The sequence below is a fragment of the Deinococcus sp. YIM 134068 genome (assembly GCF_036543075.1).
Classification (GTDB): Bacteria; Deinococcota; Deinococci; order Deinococcales; family Deinococcaceae; genus Deinococcus; species Deinococcus lichenicola.
This window is the reverse complement of sequence record NZ_JAZHPF010000006.1, coordinates 15393-29802: the sequence shown is the minus strand read 5'-3', so window position 1 is coordinate 29802 and position 14410 is coordinate 15393. Positions and strand designations below refer to the sequence as shown.

At 67.1% G+C, this 14410-nt stretch carries 19 protein-coding genes; 12 read left to right on the top strand and 7 right to left on the bottom strand.

Annotated features, from left to right (window positions below; all coding sequences use genetic code 11):
- The first annotated feature begins 3 nt into the window (after positions 1 to 3).
- The 6 genes from V3W47_RS08115 (at position 4) to V3W47_RS08090 (ending at position 3483) form a co-directional block, all read left to right on the top strand.
- Positions 4 to 330: an ArsR/SmtB family transcription factor gene (locus V3W47_RS08115; protein ID WP_331824695.1), complete on the top strand. Its 327-nt coding sequence runs from the start codon at positions 4 to 6 to the stop codon at positions 328 to 330.
- A 216-nt stretch (positions 331 to 546) separates the two neighbouring features.
- On the top strand, positions 547 to 1098 hold the full coding sequence (locus tag V3W47_RS08110) for a DUF6428 family protein (RefSeq protein WP_331824694.1): 552 nt from the start codon (positions 547 to 549) through the stop codon (positions 1096 to 1098).
- A gap of 66 nt (positions 1099 to 1164) precedes the next feature.
- Positions 1165 to 1626: an MFS transporter gene (locus V3W47_RS08105; RefSeq protein WP_331824693.1), complete on the top strand. Its 462-nt coding sequence runs from the start codon at positions 1165 to 1167 to the stop codon at positions 1624 to 1626.
- Positions 1587 to 2420 (top strand): MFS transporter, encoded by an 834-nt coding sequence (locus V3W47_RS08100; protein ID WP_331824692.1) that lies wholly within the window; start codon positions 1587 to 1589, stop codon positions 2418 to 2420. Before V3W47_RS08105 ends, V3W47_RS08100 begins: the two co-directional genes overlap by 40 nt.
- 118 nt (positions 2421 to 2538) lie before the next feature.
- Positions 2539 to 2958, top strand: a complete 420-nt coding sequence (locus tag V3W47_RS08095) for a MerR family DNA-binding protein (RefSeq protein WP_331824691.1) — start codon at positions 2539 to 2541, stop codon at positions 2956 to 2958.
- Positions 2959 to 2991: 33 nt separating this feature from the next.
- On the top strand, positions 2992 to 3483 hold the full coding sequence (locus V3W47_RS08090) for a putative iron-sulfur cluster-binding metallochaperone (protein WP_331824690.1): 492 nt from the start codon (positions 2992 to 2994) through the stop codon (positions 3481 to 3483).
- A gap of 105 nt (positions 3484 to 3588) precedes the next feature.
- Here V3W47_RS08090 and V3W47_RS08085 read toward each other — a convergent pair whose 3' ends face one another.
- The 3 genes from V3W47_RS08085 to V3W47_RS08075 are packed head-to-tail and all read right to left on the bottom strand — an operon-like array spanning position 3589 to position 4598.
- Positions 3589 to 3918 (bottom strand): hypothetical protein, encoded by a 330-nt coding sequence (locus tag V3W47_RS08085; RefSeq protein ID WP_331824689.1) that lies wholly within the window; start codon positions 3916 to 3918, stop codon positions 3589 to 3591.
- 43 nt (positions 3919 to 3961) lie between these two features.
- Complete coding sequence (locus V3W47_RS08080; RefSeq protein ID WP_331824856.1) at positions 3962 to 4330, bottom strand: MerR family DNA-binding protein; 369 nt, start codon at positions 4328 to 4330, stop codon at positions 3962 to 3964.
- 13 nt (positions 4331 to 4343) lie between these two features.
- Positions 4344 to 4598 (bottom strand): YnfA family protein, encoded by a 255-nt coding sequence (locus V3W47_RS08075; protein WP_331824855.1) that lies wholly within the window; start codon positions 4596 to 4598, stop codon positions 4344 to 4346.
- A gap of 202 nt (positions 4599 to 4800) precedes the next feature.
- On the opposite strand from V3W47_RS08075, the gene V3W47_RS08070 reads away from it, so the two are divergent.
- The 3 genes from V3W47_RS08070 to V3W47_RS08060 all read left to right on the top strand — a co-directional run bounded on the left by V3W47_RS08070 (position 4801) and on the right by V3W47_RS08060 (position 6444).
- Positions 4801 to 5217, top strand: a complete 417-nt coding sequence (locus V3W47_RS08070; protein WP_331824688.1) for a hypothetical protein — start codon at positions 4801 to 4803, stop codon at positions 5215 to 5217.
- Between the two features lie 10 nt (positions 5218 to 5227).
- A complete protein-coding gene (locus V3W47_RS08065) occupies positions 5228 to 5686 on the top strand; it encodes a copper chaperone PCu(A)C (protein ID WP_331824687.1) in 459 nt (152 codons plus the stop codon).
- 254 nt (positions 5687 to 5940) lie between these two features.
- On the top strand, positions 5941 to 6444 hold the full coding sequence (locus V3W47_RS08060) for a CueP family metal-binding protein (RefSeq protein ID WP_331824686.1): 504 nt from the start codon (positions 5941 to 5943) through the stop codon (positions 6442 to 6444).
- Positions 6445 to 6542: 98 nt separating this feature from the next.
- On the opposite strand, the gene V3W47_RS08055 is transcribed toward V3W47_RS08060, so the two are convergent.
- On the bottom strand, positions 6543 to 8987 hold the full coding sequence (locus tag V3W47_RS08055) for a heavy metal translocating P-type ATPase (protein WP_331824685.1): 2445 nt from the start codon (positions 8985 to 8987) through the stop codon (positions 6543 to 6545).
- An 81-nt stretch (positions 8988 to 9068) separates the two neighbouring features.
- Complete coding sequence (locus V3W47_RS08050; protein ID WP_331824684.1) at positions 9069 to 9317, bottom strand: glutaredoxin family protein; 249 nt, start codon at positions 9315 to 9317, stop codon at positions 9069 to 9071.
- A gap of 594 nt (positions 9318 to 9911) precedes the next feature.
- Between V3W47_RS08050 and V3W47_RS08045 the strand changes: the two genes are divergently transcribed.
- Both V3W47_RS08045 and V3W47_RS08040 read left to right on the top strand, forming a co-directional pair.
- Positions 9912 to 10271 carry an ArsR/SmtB family transcription factor gene (locus V3W47_RS08045; RefSeq protein ID WP_331824683.1) on the top strand — a complete coding sequence of 120 codons (360 nt, stop codon included), beginning with the start codon at positions 9912 to 9914 and terminating at the stop codon, positions 10269 to 10271.
- On the top strand, positions 10268 to 11464 hold the full coding sequence (locus V3W47_RS08040; protein ID WP_331824682.1) for an MFS transporter: 1197 nt from the start codon (positions 10268 to 10270) through the stop codon (positions 11462 to 11464). The genes V3W47_RS08045 and V3W47_RS08040 overlap by 4 nt, the downstream gene beginning before the upstream one ends.
- A gap of 118 nt (positions 11465 to 11582) precedes the next feature.
- Here the strand turns inward: V3W47_RS08040 and V3W47_RS08035 are convergent, their stop codons facing one another.
- The gene (locus V3W47_RS08035) at positions 11583 to 12248 is read right to left on the bottom strand and encodes a PIG-L deacetylase family protein (RefSeq protein WP_331824681.1); all 666 of its coding nucleotides are present in this window, start codon (positions 12246 to 12248) and stop codon (positions 11583 to 11585) included.
- 335 nt (positions 12249 to 12583) lie between these two features.
- Here V3W47_RS08035 and V3W47_RS08030 point away from each other — a divergent pair, with 335 nt between their 5' ends.
- On the top strand, positions 12584 to 13690 hold the full coding sequence (locus V3W47_RS08030; RefSeq protein ID WP_331824680.1) for an N-acetylmuramoyl-L-alanine amidase family protein: 1107 nt from the start codon (positions 12584 to 12586) through the stop codon (positions 13688 to 13690).
- A gap of 151 nt (positions 13691 to 13841) precedes the next feature.
- On the opposite strand, the gene V3W47_RS08025 is transcribed toward V3W47_RS08030, so the two are convergent.
- Positions 13842 to 14264 (bottom strand): four-helix bundle copper-binding protein, encoded by a 423-nt coding sequence (locus V3W47_RS08025; protein ID WP_331824679.1) that lies wholly within the window; start codon positions 14262 to 14264, stop codon positions 13842 to 13844.
- Between the last annotated feature and the right edge of the window lie 146 nt (positions 14265 to 14410).

Here is a 14410-nt window from a genome sequence, read left to right as displayed (position 1 = left end):
TCTATGGATTTCGATGTGACGGTGGAGGTGTTCAAGGCGCTGGGGGACCCGCACCGCCTCAAGGCGCTGCACTTCCTGGCAACCGCAGATCAGGGTTGCTGCACCAACGCCGATGGGGTGTGTACCTGCGACGTGCAGGAAGTGCTGGGCCTCTCGCAACCCACCGTCAGCCACCACATGAAAATCCTCGTCGAGGCCGGGCTGGTGGACGCCGAGAAGCGGGGGAAGTGGACCTACTACACCCTCAGCGCTCGGGGCTTCGCCGTCGCCCGCACCGCTCTGTCGTTCCTGGAGGCCGCCGTGCCCGTGCGTGTCAAGGAGGCCGTATGAACCCGGAGATGCTGCTTCGCCTCGCCCTCGATCATCAGAACGACTTGCGTCGTTCGCGTGATGAAGCACGCCCGTTTGAGCTGTGGCGTCGTGCCAACACGCCGGGCCCGGCACCCCTGGGCGTGACGCCAGCCGCTGCCCCTTCCGGCGTGCCCTGCCCCACCTGCTGATTCTTCGCCCTCGCTCATCGAAGTCTGTCTATCCAAGGAGCTGACCATGACCCTCACCGCCCCCAGCCCCAACCGTACCCAGGCCTTCCTCGACGCCCTCGCTTCCCACGCCGACAAGCCTTTGGTCTTCCAATTGAACGGCGAGACCCTCGTCCACGAGGGCTACCACGTCACCGAGGTCAAGGCCGTCACCGTCGAAGCGATGGACTGCGGTGGCCGCGCCGATGCCTGGCGCGAGACTGTGGTGCAACTCTGGAACGGCGGTGGGGAGGAAGACCAGGGTTTCATGACCGTGGGCAAGTTCCTGAACATCTACGGCCAGGTCGCCCGCAGCGTGCCGGTGCGGGGAGACGCGGAACTCCGCATCGAGTACGGCGACGCTCGGAATCCCACCATCCAGTACCGGGTGGGCGGCCTTGATGTGCGGAGTGACCAGGTACTGGTGAACCTGAGTTACCCGGCGGTCTCCTGCAAGCCGAACGACGAGCGCCTGGCGGCTGGACAGTCCGCCTGTTGCGGCCCCAGCGCGAGCACCGTCGAACTCGTCTCCCTGGAAGAGGTGCCCGTGCAGGCGAGCAAGGGAGGATGCTGCTCGTAAGCGCGGCTGGAGTGGCGGCCAGGGAAGGTGTCCTGGCCGCCGCTCCATGCCGCCCACCCCAGGGAGGTGGGTGAAGTGCAGGCCAGCTCGAAGAAGGCGTCTGCCCGGCCGGACTGGTCGTACTACGGCTGGCGGATCGTCGCTGCCCTTGCGGTGACCCAGACCCTGGGGTACGGCGTGCTGTACTACGCCTTCGGAGTGTTGGTCAAACCGATGGAGGCCGAGTTGGGCTGGACGCGGGCGCAGACCTCGGGTGCTTTCTCGCTCGGGTTGCTGATGGCGGGCCTGGCGGCTGTGCCGGTGGGACGGCTGGTGGACCGGCGCGGAGCGCGCCTGCTGATGACCCTGGGCTCGCTGGCCGGGGTGCTGCTGATGTTGGCCTGGTCTCGGGTGGCGACCCTGCCCGCCCTGTACCTGGTCTGGGCGGGCATCGGCCTCGCCATGAGCGCGGTGCTGTACGAGGCGAGGCGGCCTTTACCGTCGTGGCGGTGTGGTTTCGGCGCCATCGCAAGGACGCCACCTTCCTGATCACGATGGTGGCGGGGCTGGCGAGCACCATCTTCATCCCACTCACCACCTGGCTGGTGGGGCAGTACGGGTGGCGGGACGCGCTGGAGGTGCTGGCCCTCTTCCTCGCACTTGGGACGGTGCCGCTGCACGCCCTGGTGCTGCGCCGTTCCCCAGCGGCACTCGGGATCGAAGTGGACGGAGGGGGACCTTCAACTGTTCAAAGCGTCCCGGAGGTGAGCGTCACCACGCGGGCGGCGCTGAGGGGTGCGCCCTTCTGGTGGCTGTCCGGTGCCTTCGCGCTGGCCCGCTTCGCAGGGGCGGCCGTGGGGGCACATCTGGTGTCCTTGCTGCTCGAACGTGGGTACTCGGCGGGGTTCGTGGCCCTGGCGGTGGGGGCCATCGGTCCCCTGCAACTCCTGGGCCGTCTGGTCTTCGCTCCTGCCCTGGCGCGCTGGTCGCTGATTCGGGTGACGGCAGTGATGTTTGGCCTGCTGGCGCTGGCGTTCGCGGTCTTACTGGTGCCGGGGATCGCGGGCGTATGGGTCTTCGTGGCCCTGTTCGGCGTGTCAAACGGGGCGAGCACCTTGTCTCGGGCAGGATTGATCGCGGAGCTGTACGGGTCAGCGAGCTACGGGAGCATCAACGGGGTGCTGGCCTTGATCGTGGCTGTAGTGGGGGCGCTGGCGTCGCTACTGGTGGGCGCGGTGTACGCGGCAGCGGGTGATTACACAGCGGCATTGTGGGGGTTGGCCTTAAGTGGCCTGGTGGCGGCGGGGGCGGTGGCGCGGGCGCAGACGACCGCCGCAAGGTAAGCAGTCCCCAAAGAGATCCAGGCTGGCATAACCCGGCGGTGCAACTCTGCACGTGATGGCTGCGGCCTTCCCAGGTCACCCGACCGTGCTCGCCGCCGGACACCCCTACACTCGGGACATGACGTTGCCGGACGAACGATCCATCGGGCATCTCGCTCGGGAGACCGGCGAGACGGTCAAAACCCTGCGCTACTGGACTGACCTCGGGCTGCTCGATCACACGCGGCGGGGCAGCGGCTACCGGGTCTACAGACCGGGGAGCGCCGAGCGCGTGCGGTTCATCCGCACGGCACAACAGCTCAGCTTCTCCCTGCACGACATCGCCGGGGTGCTGGCGGCGCGGGTCGCTGGCGAGCCACCCTGCGAGACCGTACGCCGTGACCTCGGCGCACACCTCGCCACCGTGCGTGAGCAGATCGCCCGGCTTCAAGCCCTGGAGGCCCAGCTCGTGACGCGGCTGACCTACGCGGAGGCCCACCCGGACCCGGCGTGCGACTCCACCGGTTGTGTGTACCTTGAAGACCACGCCCAGGCTTGACTCTCCCGTCCAGGGGAGACCTTAGCCTCGGGTATGAACGACTGCTGCACCCCGCCATCCAGGAACGCGCCGACCTCAGGGTGCCCGACGTGCGGCACCCCGGGCAAAGCGGTCAAGGTCATCACCCTGAAAGCCCTGCTGGTCCCGCAGGCGCTCGCCACCCTGGCTCCCCAGGAGAGCTACCGCTTCTGCCCGGAGGCCGGGTGTGAGGTGGTGTACTTCGGGAATTCGGGAGTCTACCGCCAGGCGGATGTGAAGGTACCCGTGTACCAGAAGGACCCGGGACCCGAAGTGCCGGTGTGTTACTGCTTCGGGCATCCCCGGGCAGAGTTGACCCGTGCGCTGGAGACGGGTGGTGGGCCGCTTCTGGAGAGGTCGATCCGGGAACACATCGCGGCGGGCCGGTGCGGCTGTGAGGTCAACAATCCCCAGGGCTCCTGCTGCCTGGGCAACGTCGTCACGGCCCTGCGGCCGGGGAACAGGCCCATCCGGTCACAGCAGGAGGCGGTGGGCGGCCACCCCTGATGGACACGACCTCGGCCGTGGGTCTTCCCGGACCTGGAGGGCGGCGCGCTCAGCGGGGTGAGCCTCTCGGGCCACCCCGCTCACCGTCCCCAGGGCGACTCACGCTCAGACCTGCGTTTCCTGAGTCAGGCCCAGTTCGTGGACCAGGAAGGGCTTCACGCCCGGGGCTCCCGTCAGGCGGAGGCGCAAGGGGCCTCCAGACGGCAGGAATTCCACGGCGAGGTGCAGGAATGGGCAGCACCGGCGCTCCAGCGCCATGAACTCAGCCAGTTCCAGTGCCCGCTCCTCGTCGGGTTCAAACACGAAGGCGTACCCGTCGGGCAATTCCTCCAGCCTGGCCTCATCACGAAACCGCTGGGCGAGCGCGGCATGACGGGCGCGCTGGTCGGAGGTCATGGCGAAGATGTCGCAGGCGAGGATGGGCGTCTCGGACATACCGCCACCGTAGACCCTCCACCACGGTGGAAGGTCAAGCCCATCAGGCGGGTGGCAGGTACCGGCAGCCGGAGTCGTCACAGGGCTGCTGCTGGGCTTCTCGTAGACGCCTGGAGAGAGACTGCTCGACGACCATCAGCGCGGCGATCCGCTGGCGCACGGCTTCCCGCTGGGCATCGAGTTCGGCGATCACCTGCGTGCACGGCCGCCGCTCACGCTGCGCGAGGTCAAGCAGGCGGGCGATGATGCCCAGGCTAAGGCCCAGGGCCTGCGCCGAGCGGATGAACGCCACCCGGTGCTGGGCATCCGGGGTGTAGACGCGGTAGGTGTTGTCGGCGCGGGTGGCGTCCAGCAGGCCGCGGTCGGTCCAGAAGCGCAGGGTCCGCACCTGCTCGCCCGTGAGAGCGGCCAGTTCACCAAGGAGGTTACGCCCGGGGCCAGTAGGCGATGACCAGCGCGCCCACCAGGGCGAGGGCGGCGCCCCACAGGCTCGGCGCGTCGGGAGCGCGCCCCTCGACGACGCGGCCCCACAGCAGGGAGAAAACGATGAACAGGCCGCCGTAAGCGGCGTAGGTCCGGGCGAAGTCAAAGCTCTGGGGTTGCAGGGTGGGGAGTACGCCGTACAGCACGAGGACAAGTCCGCCGATCAGCCCGACCCACCCCGGGCGGCCCTCGCGCAGCCATAGTCAGACGAGAGGGAACTTCAACAGCCTGATCCTCGGCGCCATGCACCACGCCCACGAATCAACGCGCCCCCCAGACTGGTCGTGTTCTTCCTGTCCTGGGCGTTTGGGGGGACGCCCGGCTCCTGTTCAGAACTCAACTGAAAGTTTGCTCATATGTCAGGACAACCGCCCTGTCCTGGGTGGCTAGCATGGCCCGGTGCCCCACCCCGCCCTGCCTGTTCTCAGTCTGCTTGCCCTCGTCGGTGTAGGCACCTACGCGGCGACGGAGCTGCGCTGGCGTTCACCGGCCTACTGCATCGAACGCCGTGGGCAGCTGTGGAACGGTGAGGCCGGAGTGCTTCCCACGGCTTACCGCCCGCAGTGCCCGGCGTCTGCTTCCTACCGCGCAGAGGTCCGGCGCGGCGAGACGCGGGTCGAACAGTACGTCATCACGGGCTGGCGCCCGGACGAACTCGCGGCGCAGTTCAAGGCTCAGGGGTTTCGTGAGCTCGACGCCGAGCTGATCAACCCCGGACTGTACGAAGCCATCCTCGAGAAGGCCAGTGGCAAGGTCTATTACCTCGCCACCCGCCAGGGTGACACCACCGAGATCACCATCAATGGTGCGCGCTGAAGGAGGACCTATGAACCACCCGCGACGCTTCTTTGCCGCGGCCCTGCTGCTCGCGTCCCTGGGGGCCTGCGCGCCCCAGCAGGACTCCAGCGGGGCCAACACCGCCCCGCCGCTGACCACCTCCACTGGCGTCCGCATCGAGGGCGCGGAACTGCGCGAGGGCCTGTCGGGCGGGGAGGACGGCGTGCTGTACCTCACCCTCACGAACACGGGCGAGACCGAGGTCAAGCTGCTGGGCGGGCGCACCCCCGTCGCCCGGGAGATCGTACCGATGCGGGATCACAGCGCTGGTGGAACCCTGGAGCCCACCCTCGCGCCTGGCGAGGAGCTGGCGTTCAAGCCGGGCGGCCATCACCTGATGCTGATCGACCTGAAGCGGCCCCCGGAGGTCGGCGAAAAGATCGACGTCACCCTGAATTTTGCTCCCGGTGGCGAGGTCACTCTGAATGTCCCCGTGAATGCCTACTGATCCAACCCGTTCCCACAGCAGAGGAGGGATCACAGGACATTCCCCAGAGAGCTGGAGAGAACTGTCCCCTGAAGCTCCTGGCAGCCGCAGCGAGGCTTTCAAAATCCGGGAGACCCAGATCGCTGCCTGGAGCCCTTCGCAACCTTCGAAGCTCAAGGGCCGCTCTGAATGAAACACAAGCTTTACACGAGCCCTCTACCCTCAGCCCCGAGGTGACTGCTATGTATAGAACTCATCTAATGGTCCTCACTGGCATGCTGCTGGGCACCCTCGCCTTGGCTCAACAACCCGGCCGTGCCCCCATCTCCGCGCTCCTCAACGGCGTCAGCCCCCAGCAAGCCCTGAAGCTGGCCAATACCTGGCGGGCTCAGGGGGGCCTGCAAAGCTACGTGACCCCTGAGGCCGTCCACTTCACCTTCCCAGATGGCCAGAAGAAGACCGTCACCCTGCCCAAAGGCCAGATGGTGGTCGCGATTGCGCCGTACATCAACAAGACTCACCCCTGTAAGACGCACTTCACCTCGGGCTGCCAGGGGGAGATGGTCAACACTCCAGTGAAGGTGCACGTCACCACCCGGACGGGCAAGACCGTGCTCCAAAAGACCGTGAGGACCCTCGACAACGGCTTCCTGGAACTGTGGCTCGACCGCGGCCAGCAGTACAAGGTCACGTTGACCGCTCAGGGCAAGACCACCCGGGGAGCCCTCGCCACTCTCCCCGGCAGTGATACCTGCGTCACCACCCTCCAGCTGCGCTGAATCCCAGCCCGTGAGGTCGACCCAACGAGGCTGGACACCCAAGGGTGTCAAAGGGAAAACCTCCACCGTTTGCGGTAGGGGTTTTCCCCTGGTTGGGGTTACGCTCCAGCGGCTGCCGGACGCTCGAAGCGCACCCGGTTCAGCAACAAGGCGTTCACGGTGACGATGATGGTACTGGCGCTCATCAACAGCGCGGCCCATTCCGGGCGCAGCAGGATGCCGTAAGAGGGGTACAGCACGCCCGCCGCGAAGGGAATCGCCAGGACATTGTAGATCGCCGCCCAGAAGAGGTTCTGCTTGATCTTGCCGCGGACCCGCCGGGCGAGGACGATGCTGCCCGCCACGTCCGCCGGATTGTTCTTCACCAGGATCACGTCGGCGGTCTCGACGGCCACATCGGTGCCTGCCCCGATGGCGATGCCCACATCCGCCTGGGCCAGCGCTGGGGCGTCGTTCACACCGTCCCCCACCATGGCGACCTTGCGGCCCTGGCCCTGCAGCTCCTGAACCTTTGCCGCCTTGTCTTCCGGCAGCACCTCCGCGATCACCGTGTCCAGGCCCAGTTCACGCGCCACCGCCTCCGCCGTGCGGCGGTTGTCCCCGGTCAGCATCACGGTCTGGATCCCCGCAGCCTGCAGGGCCCGTACCGCCTGCCGCGCGGTGTCCCGAACCGTGTCTGCCACGGCGATGACGCCCAGCGCCCGGCCATCCGCCGCCGCGAACATGGCGGTCTTTCCATCTGCCGAGAGGAGGTCCACTGCTTCCGGGAGGGTGCCCACATCCACGCCCTCGCGGTCCATCAACTTGCGGTTACCCAGCAGCACCCGGCGGCCCTCTACCGTGGCAACGACCCCGTGCCCGGGCACCGAGTCAAACGCTTCCGGGGGACGCACGTCCAGTCCCCGGTCCCTGGCCCCCGCGACAATCGCCTCCGCCAGAGGATGCTGAGATGGCTGGTCGGCTCGCGCGGCAAGCCGCAGCAATTCCACTTCCTCCACGCCAGGCGCGGGCACCAGGTCGGTGAGCGCGGGCTTGCCTTCTGTCAGCGTGCCGGTCTTGTCAAAAATCACGGTGTCGATGAGGGCGGTGGCCTCCAGGGCGGCCGCGTTCTTGAACAGCACACCCTCCCGCGCGCCCTTGCCGACCCCGACGGTGATGGCGGTGGGTGTGGCGAGCGCGAGCGCATCCGGGCAGGCGATCACGATGGTGGAGACCGCCGCCGTCAGCGCGAAAACCACACTTGCTCCCAGGAGGTACCAGGTCAGGAAGGCAAGGAGGCCTGATCCCAGGGCCACGAACACCAGATACTTCCCGGCCGTGTCGGCCAGGCGCTGCGCGGGAGCCTTGCTGGCCTGCGCGTTTTGCACCATCTGCACGATGCGCGAGAGGGCGGTATCACTTCCGACCGCTGTGGCGCGGAAGGTCAAGGCACCATTCTGATTGACTGTGCCGCCCGTCACCCTGGCTCCCGCCGTCTTCTGGACAGGAATGGGCTCCCCGGTGATCATGCTCTCGTCGACATAACTGCTGCCGGTGACGACGTCCCCGTCCACCGGCACCCGGTCTCCGGGCCGTACAGCGACTTCATCTCCCACGACAACCTGCTCCAGGGGAATCTCCTGCTCCTGCCCATGGCGCACGACCCGGGCGGTCGCGGGGGCGAGCTTCAGGAGAGCTTCGACGGCGCGTCCCGTCGCGAAACGGGAACGCATCTCCAACCAGTGGCCCAGCAGCGACAGGGTGGTCAACATCGCCGCCGCTTCGAAAAACACCTCGTCCGTCCGCAGGAAGAGGGTGGCCCACACCGAGAAGACGTAGGACACCAGGATGCCGGTGGCGATCAGGGTCATCATGTTCGCCTCGCGCCGCTTCAGGGCACGCCAGGCGGCGGAGATGAACGGCCAGCCACCCCACCACACCACCGGCGTGGAGAGAATCAGGCCGAACCAGGCCATCGAGAGGCCAAAGGGTGGCATCGCCGTGAACCCGAAGGTTTCCCCGATCGGGGAGTACAGCACCAGCGGGACCGTCAGAACCAGGCTGATCACGAAGCGGCGCAGCATGTCGTCCACCATGGACGCCCCATGCCCCGCGTGTTCGTCGTGGTTTATCGGTCCAGACGTGTCCTGACCACCACGCGCCATGGCCGCATGGTCATGCCCCGCAGGTCCTGTGCTTGGGCGGTTCTGGCGGGGCGCGGCAGGAGCAGGGTGGTCCTGCGCGTGGTGCTTGTGGCCGATGCCCGGATGACCAGGCTGGGTGGTGGACGGCTCGCAGTCCTTGCAGGTACAGGCGTAGCCCGCGCCATGCAGCTGGCGGCGCAGCTCGGCCTCCTCGATGCGGCCAGGGTCATACCCGAGGTGGGCAACGGCGCGGGTGCGGTCGAGGTGCACGCTCTGCACCCCCGGAATCCGGGCAAGCTTCCGCTCCAGATCCGCGAACTCGGAACCGTCATAGCAATTCTTGAAGGAAACTTCCAGAACTCTGGACAGGCTGGGGCTGCTTCCGGCATGGCCATGGTGGGCCTCGTGTGGTTGGGTCATTTCTTCACTGCCTTTCCGCCTTGGTGCGTGTGAGCCTGGCCGTTGGGCTCGCTCCCGTAGCTGTCCTGTGTTCAAGTTCTGTCAACCATCTGCGAGCAGCCGTTGCAGCTGTGGTCGCTGGTCGGCAAACGTGCCGAAGAAGAACAGATCACCGAGAACCGTGATGGGGGCGATGCGGACGCCGTACCGGATTTTGGCCTCCGTGGCGACAGCGGGGTCGGTGAGGTCCCGCTCGTCGTAGGGAATTCCCTGCCGGTCGAGCCAGACTTTGAGCGCGCGGCAGTCCGGACAGGTGGGCGTGGTGTACAGGGTGAGGGTCGGGGTGGGCATGGTGGCTCCTGGAAAGGGTCGGCTGCACTGTTCTGGGTGAAGCGCTGGCATCCCGGGTGGGCGGGACAAAAAGCCGGACTTTCGCCATGAGACCCCAGGACGGGGGATCAGGGACATGAATGTCCGGGCAACCGTGAGCCCGATACTCGTCCGCATGGAGAGAACCCTCTCCCCGGCAGACCAACCGCGTCTGGGCCGCATTCGTGTGCCTGGGACCGCAAGACCTGTTGTTGACGGTTCTCGATGCTTCACCGCTTCCCCCTCGCCTAACGCTATATCCTCCCCGGGGGGATGTCAAGGATACGAACTGAAAGCTTCCTTGAACACGCACATCAGGGCCTGAATTTTCCATATCCCCCTGGGCAGGTTGATCCCGAAGAATCTCGGTGGCCTGTGTCGCCAGCGCTCCCAGCAGGACGGCACTTGTCGTCGTCGCGGTGGACCCAGCGGCGGACGGGGGACGCTGGAAGAAGGCCGGGAGACCGGTGAAGCCGCCGCCAGCAAAGAGAGTTCCGATCAGGACGCTGGCGCAGAAGACCGTGGAGGCCAGTCCTCTCGTCTTTCGCTTATGCGGATAAGCGAATAATATGAAATATGCGACGCCATGCCCTGGCCATGCCCCCCGACCCGGTGGACCTCGCGCACGTCACCGGCCTGTTTCAGGCACTGGCAGACTCCACCCGCCTTACCCTGTTGCTGGCCCTGACCGACGCGGAGCGGACGGTCACCGACCTGAGCGAGACCCTGCGGCAACCGCAGAGCACGGTCAGCCGCCACCTGGCGACGCTGCGGCACGCCCGGCTGGTTCAGACCCGGCGTGACGGCCCACGTGTGTACTACCGCCTTGCCGACGCCCACCTGACCCACCTGCTGACGGAGGCCTTCAGCCACGCGCAGCACGCGCGTCTCGGCCTCCCCGATCACCCGGCGGCACCTGCCAGAGGGCTGCAGTGAACGCATACGCCACCTTTGCCGCGCTGAGAAATCCCCTGTTCGCCCGGCTCTACGCCGCGCAGACCGTGAGCCAGATCGGTGACGCGCTGACCTGGGTGGGCCTCGCCCTGCTCGCCGTCCAACTCGCCGGACCTGCCCAGGCGCCTGCCATCCTGGCCGTTGCCCTGACGCTGCGTGTGACGGCCTTCGTGCTGCTCAGCCCCCTGGCGGGCGTCCTGGCTGACCGGATGAACCGCCGCACGATGCTCGCTGCCTGCCATTTCGGGCGGATGGTCGTGATCGGCCTGATGGTGTTTGCCGCGGCGGTGTGGCAGGTGTACCTGCTGATGTTTTTGCTCAATGCCCTCACGGCGTTTTTCACTCCCGTCAACCAGGCGACCGTTCCCCTGGTGGTGGGGCGCGGCGAGGCCCGCCCGGCCTTCGCGCTGTCCAGCGCAACCACGGAACTGCTCGGGATCCTCGGCCCGGGTCTGGCGGGTCTGCTCGCCGCGGGGGTGGGCGCACGGGCTCTCTTTGTGGTGGACGCCGCCTCGTTTCTGCTGGCGGGCCTGCTGATTCTCACCTTGCCAGCATTGCGGGCCGAGCGCGGCGAGGTGCAGCGCAGCAAGCTCGACGACGTGCGTGACGGGACGGCGCGGCTCTGGCGGGACCCGCCGGTCCGGTTCGCGCTCCTGATGGAACTGGTCGCGGCCATTGCTGGCGCGCTGATCCTCACCGTGACCGTGGCCCGGATTCAGGGCGGTCTCCAGTTGGGCGACGCGCCGTACGGCTGGGTGATGGCCGCCTATGGCCTGGGGGCGACCCTGGCGTCCCTGGCCGTCGGGGCGGCCGGGAAGCGCATTCCCCTGACGCGGTTTATCGCGCTGGGTGCGTTGATCACCTCCGCGGCGATCCTGCCGGGAGACCTGCTGCCCCTGGGGGGGCTGATGGTGTTCTGGCTGCTGGCTGGCGTGGGGCAGAACTGGGTAAATCTGCCGACGGAGACCCTGCTAGCCGAACGGACCGACGAGGCCGCGCAGGGCCGGGTGTACGGCGCGCATTTCGCATGGAGTCACCTGTGGTGGGCCTTCGCGTATCCGGTCGCGGGTTTCCTCGGCACACGCTTCCCGGACCGGGCATTCCTGTTGGGTGGGCTGCTGTCGCTGCTGGTGCTGGCCGCAGTCTGGGTCACGCACCGCAGGCACATGACCTGATCAGCCGTTGCCCGCCCCCGCTGCTGGCCTGGCAGATGGGTGGAGCGGTCGCCTGCACTCACTCCGGCGGCACAATCGGGTGGGCAGGAAGGGCGGCAACGGCCCCAGCTTCTGAGCGTTAATCAGAACGCGTGATCTCATGGAAGGGCTCGTGTGTCACCCGTTCTGGGAAGCGGCGCAGGGTGTTTGCCAGGGTCAGCCCCTGTGAACGGTGACAGCCCATGGCCCGCAGCTTCTGTGTGATGAACGCCGAGACATCGTGAACGCGGTTCGGCGGCAGATGCAGGGGTGAAGGGGTGTCCAACCACTCACGGTTCAGGGCGTAGTACCAGAGCGTGGGCCGGGTGCCAGCAGGCCGCTCCTCCCAGGCTGTTTTCACCGCCTGATGCGTCGCCACGTGATCCGGGTGCCCGTTCAGGCCATCAGGTGGGAAGGTCAGCACAATCTCCGGCTGATACCGCCTCAGGGCGTCACGCACCACATCGGTGACTTCAGGCAGGTGTGCCGCCACCTGCCCATCTGGATAGTGCTGCTGCTCATGGACGCTGCCCGGATGCGTCAGCAGGCCCAGGGCCTGGAGGCAGGCCTTTAGCTCCGCGCGGCGGAGTTCAGCGAGTTCCTGCCTCGTGTCGCACAGGCCCAGGGTTTTCCCCGCATCGCCCAGGGTGAGGGTGACCACGCCGCAAGGTTCGTCGCGTGCCAAGAATGACAGCAGAGTGCCGCCAGAACCGAAGGTCTCATCGTCAGGGTGAGGCACCATCACAAGGAGCTTCAGGCGGACCATGCGGGCCAGCATACCGGCCCTGGTCTACCTCCCAAGGCGCTCGGTCCCCCAGTCCCAGACCAGCAGGCTTGGCGTCACCGACAGGGGAGTGAGTGATCAGAACGCTCCTGGGAAGGCGGCCTGCGCTACGGAGACGGCCCCCAGGTGGCGGGCGGCCGAACCGGGCACCTTCAGGGCCAGCGGACCCAGCCCCAGGATCTCCCTCCAGGTGCCCAGGGGAGAGCGTCAGGGTCAGCCATCGATTGCCTGAAAGCTCGCTGCCGCCGTAGTCACCCTGGCCGGATTGCGGCCTCCTCCCCAATAGGCGCAGAGGAGAGACGTCCTACACTGCGCGGGTGCGTCTTCCCCTGCTCGTTTCCGGCCTGACCGTCCTGCTGGGCACTTCAGCCGTCGCCGTCCCCCGGGTGGGCACGCACGCCGGCTTCACCCGCGTGGTGTTCACGCTGCCCAAGACCACCACCGCCAGCATGAAGGTCTCCGGACAAACCGCGACCGTGAGCCTGGGGCTGTCCCTCCCGGCGGAACAGGGTTCCCTGAACGCGCTGGGCATCACCGGGTATGCCGTCACGGGCCGCATGGTGACCCTCACGTTGGCCAAGGGACATGCGCAGGCGAAGGCTAGCGTGCTGCCAGCAACGAGTGGCCAACCCGCCAGGCTGGTGATCGACGTTCCGACCGGTACCGCGGCCGCCCGCGTGCCCGCCCGCCCGGCGGCATCCCCCACGGCGGTGGTCACCCGGCCCGTTAGCCGTCAGGCGGCCCGACCACGTGTGGTCCTGGATCCTGGGCATGGGGGGAACGATTCCGGTATGGCCAGCGCCTGGGTGCGCGAGGCGGACGTCAACCTCGCGGTGTCGTTGCTGGTCCGCCAGGAACTGGTCAAACGCGGAGTGGACGTGGTGATGACCCGCAGTTCCGACCGGCATCTCAATGCGGACAAACGCACTGACCTGGACCTGCGCTCACGGCTGGCCACCACCGGCACGGTCAGTGCGTTTGTCCGCATCCACACCAACGCGTCCGGCCCGGGGGTGCAGGGCATCGAGACGTTTTACTTCGGGCAGCCGCTGGCCGGGCAGGGACGCAGCACGGCTGTCTTCGAGAACGGCGGCGGCGCGGTTGGCGAGGCCCTCACCCGCAGCATGACCAACAGCGCTCAGGGCATGCTGGGAGACCTGCTCGCGCAGGCGAAGCTGTCCTTCTCCCGGCAGCTCGCGCAGCAGGTGCAGTCCAACCTGATCCGCGCGACAGGTGCCGTGAGCCGCGGCGTCCGCACGGACGCGTTCTATGTGATCAGTAATCCCACGACGCCCGCCGTCCTGATCGAGCTGGGGTTCGGCTCACACCCGGTCGAAGGTCCGAAGCTCGCGCAGCCCGTGTACCGGCAGCGTCTTGCCGGAGCCATTTCCAAAGCGCTCCTCGCGTTCCTGAACATCAAGTAGATGCCACGCCCTCACACCATGATGAGGGCGTGGCTCCCAGGAAACAGTTGCGGTTCAGCAGACCAAGTTGCTGAACCGTGCGGGCTCGGTGGCACCGGGCTGAGCGAAGCCGACCGACAAGGCGAGCACTGCCAGCCCGGAATCAGTGGGTTCAGGCGCTCAGGCTCCCCAGGAGCTGCTGGCAGGCTTGCTCACAGCGGCGGCAACTTTCGGCGCAGACGGCACAGTGCTGCATGTTCATCTCGCGGGCGTGCATTTCACACTCCTGGCCGCACGCCTGACAGGCCGCGAGGCACGCCTGAAGCTGAGCGCGCATGACGCCTGGGTTGGACTGGGTGAGCCGCGAGAGAATCCGGCCAGTCGTGCCACAGATGTCGGCGCAGTCGAGATTGAGGCGGATACAGCTCACCAAGTGCATCAGGTGCTCGCGCTCACCCAGGCAGGCGTCAGCGCAGGCGGTACACACCTGCGCACAGTCGAAACAAGCGGCGATACACTCCGCCAAAGTGCCCTGATCGAACAAGGTTTGAGGCTGAGGGTGGGTTTGCAGCATGTCCTGAATGTGTTGCGTCATGGTGGGCCTCCGTAGGATCGGAAAGGTGGGCGAACGGGCCAGCGGGCGTCGGTCAGCCTTCCTCCTGAAGGGGCGCACGAGGCAGAAGCGTCGGAACCCCAGTCGCCGCCGCCCGACCACGTGAGCCGGATGCACCGCGGCCGTGG

Excerpts from the sequence above, each read along its gene's own strand:
- V3W47_RS08065 (WP_331824687.1), top strand. The coding sequence starts at position 5,228 with ATGAACCACCCGCGACGCTTCTTTGCCGCGGCCCTGCTGCTCGCGTCC.
- V3W47_RS08115 (WP_331824695.1), top strand. The coding sequence starts at position 4 with ATGGATTTCGATGTGACGGTGGAGGTGTTCAAGGCGCTGGGGGACCCG.
- V3W47_RS08050 (WP_331824684.1), bottom strand. The coding sequence starts at position 9,317 with ATGCCCACCCCGACCCTCACCCTGTACACCACGCCCACCTGTCCGGAC.
- V3W47_RS08110 (WP_331824694.1), top strand. The coding sequence starts at position 547 with ATGACCCTCACCGCCCCCAGCCCCAACCGTACCCAGGCCTTCCTCGAC.
- V3W47_RS08095 (WP_331824691.1), top strand. The coding sequence starts at position 2,539 with ATGACGTTGCCGGACGAACGATCCATCGGGCATCTCGCTCGGGAGACC.
- V3W47_RS08085 (WP_331824689.1), bottom strand. The coding sequence starts at position 3,918 with ATGTCCGAGACGCCCATCCTCGCCTGCGACATCTTCGCCATGACCTCC.
- V3W47_RS08090 (WP_331824690.1), top strand. The coding sequence starts at position 2,992 with ATGAACGACTGCTGCACCCCGCCATCCAGGAACGCGCCGACCTCAGGG.
- V3W47_RS08025 (WP_331824679.1), bottom strand. The coding sequence starts at position 14,264 with ATGACGCAACACATTCAGGACATGCTGCAAACCCACCCTCAGCCTCAA.
- V3W47_RS08045 (WP_331824683.1), top strand. The coding sequence starts at position 9,912 with ATGCGACGCCATGCCCTGGCCATGCCCCCCGACCCGGTGGACCTCGCG.
- V3W47_RS08035 (WP_331824681.1), bottom strand. The coding sequence starts at position 12,248 with ATGGTCCGCCTGAAGCTCCTTGTGATGGTGCCTCACCCTGACGATGAG.
- V3W47_RS08055 (WP_331824685.1), bottom strand. The coding sequence starts at position 8,987 with ATGACCCAACCACACGAGGCCCACCATGGCCATGCCGGAAGCAGCCCC.
- V3W47_RS08060 (WP_331824686.1), top strand. The coding sequence starts at position 5,941 with ATGCTGCTGGGCACCCTCGCCTTGGCTCAACAACCCGGCCGTGCCCCC.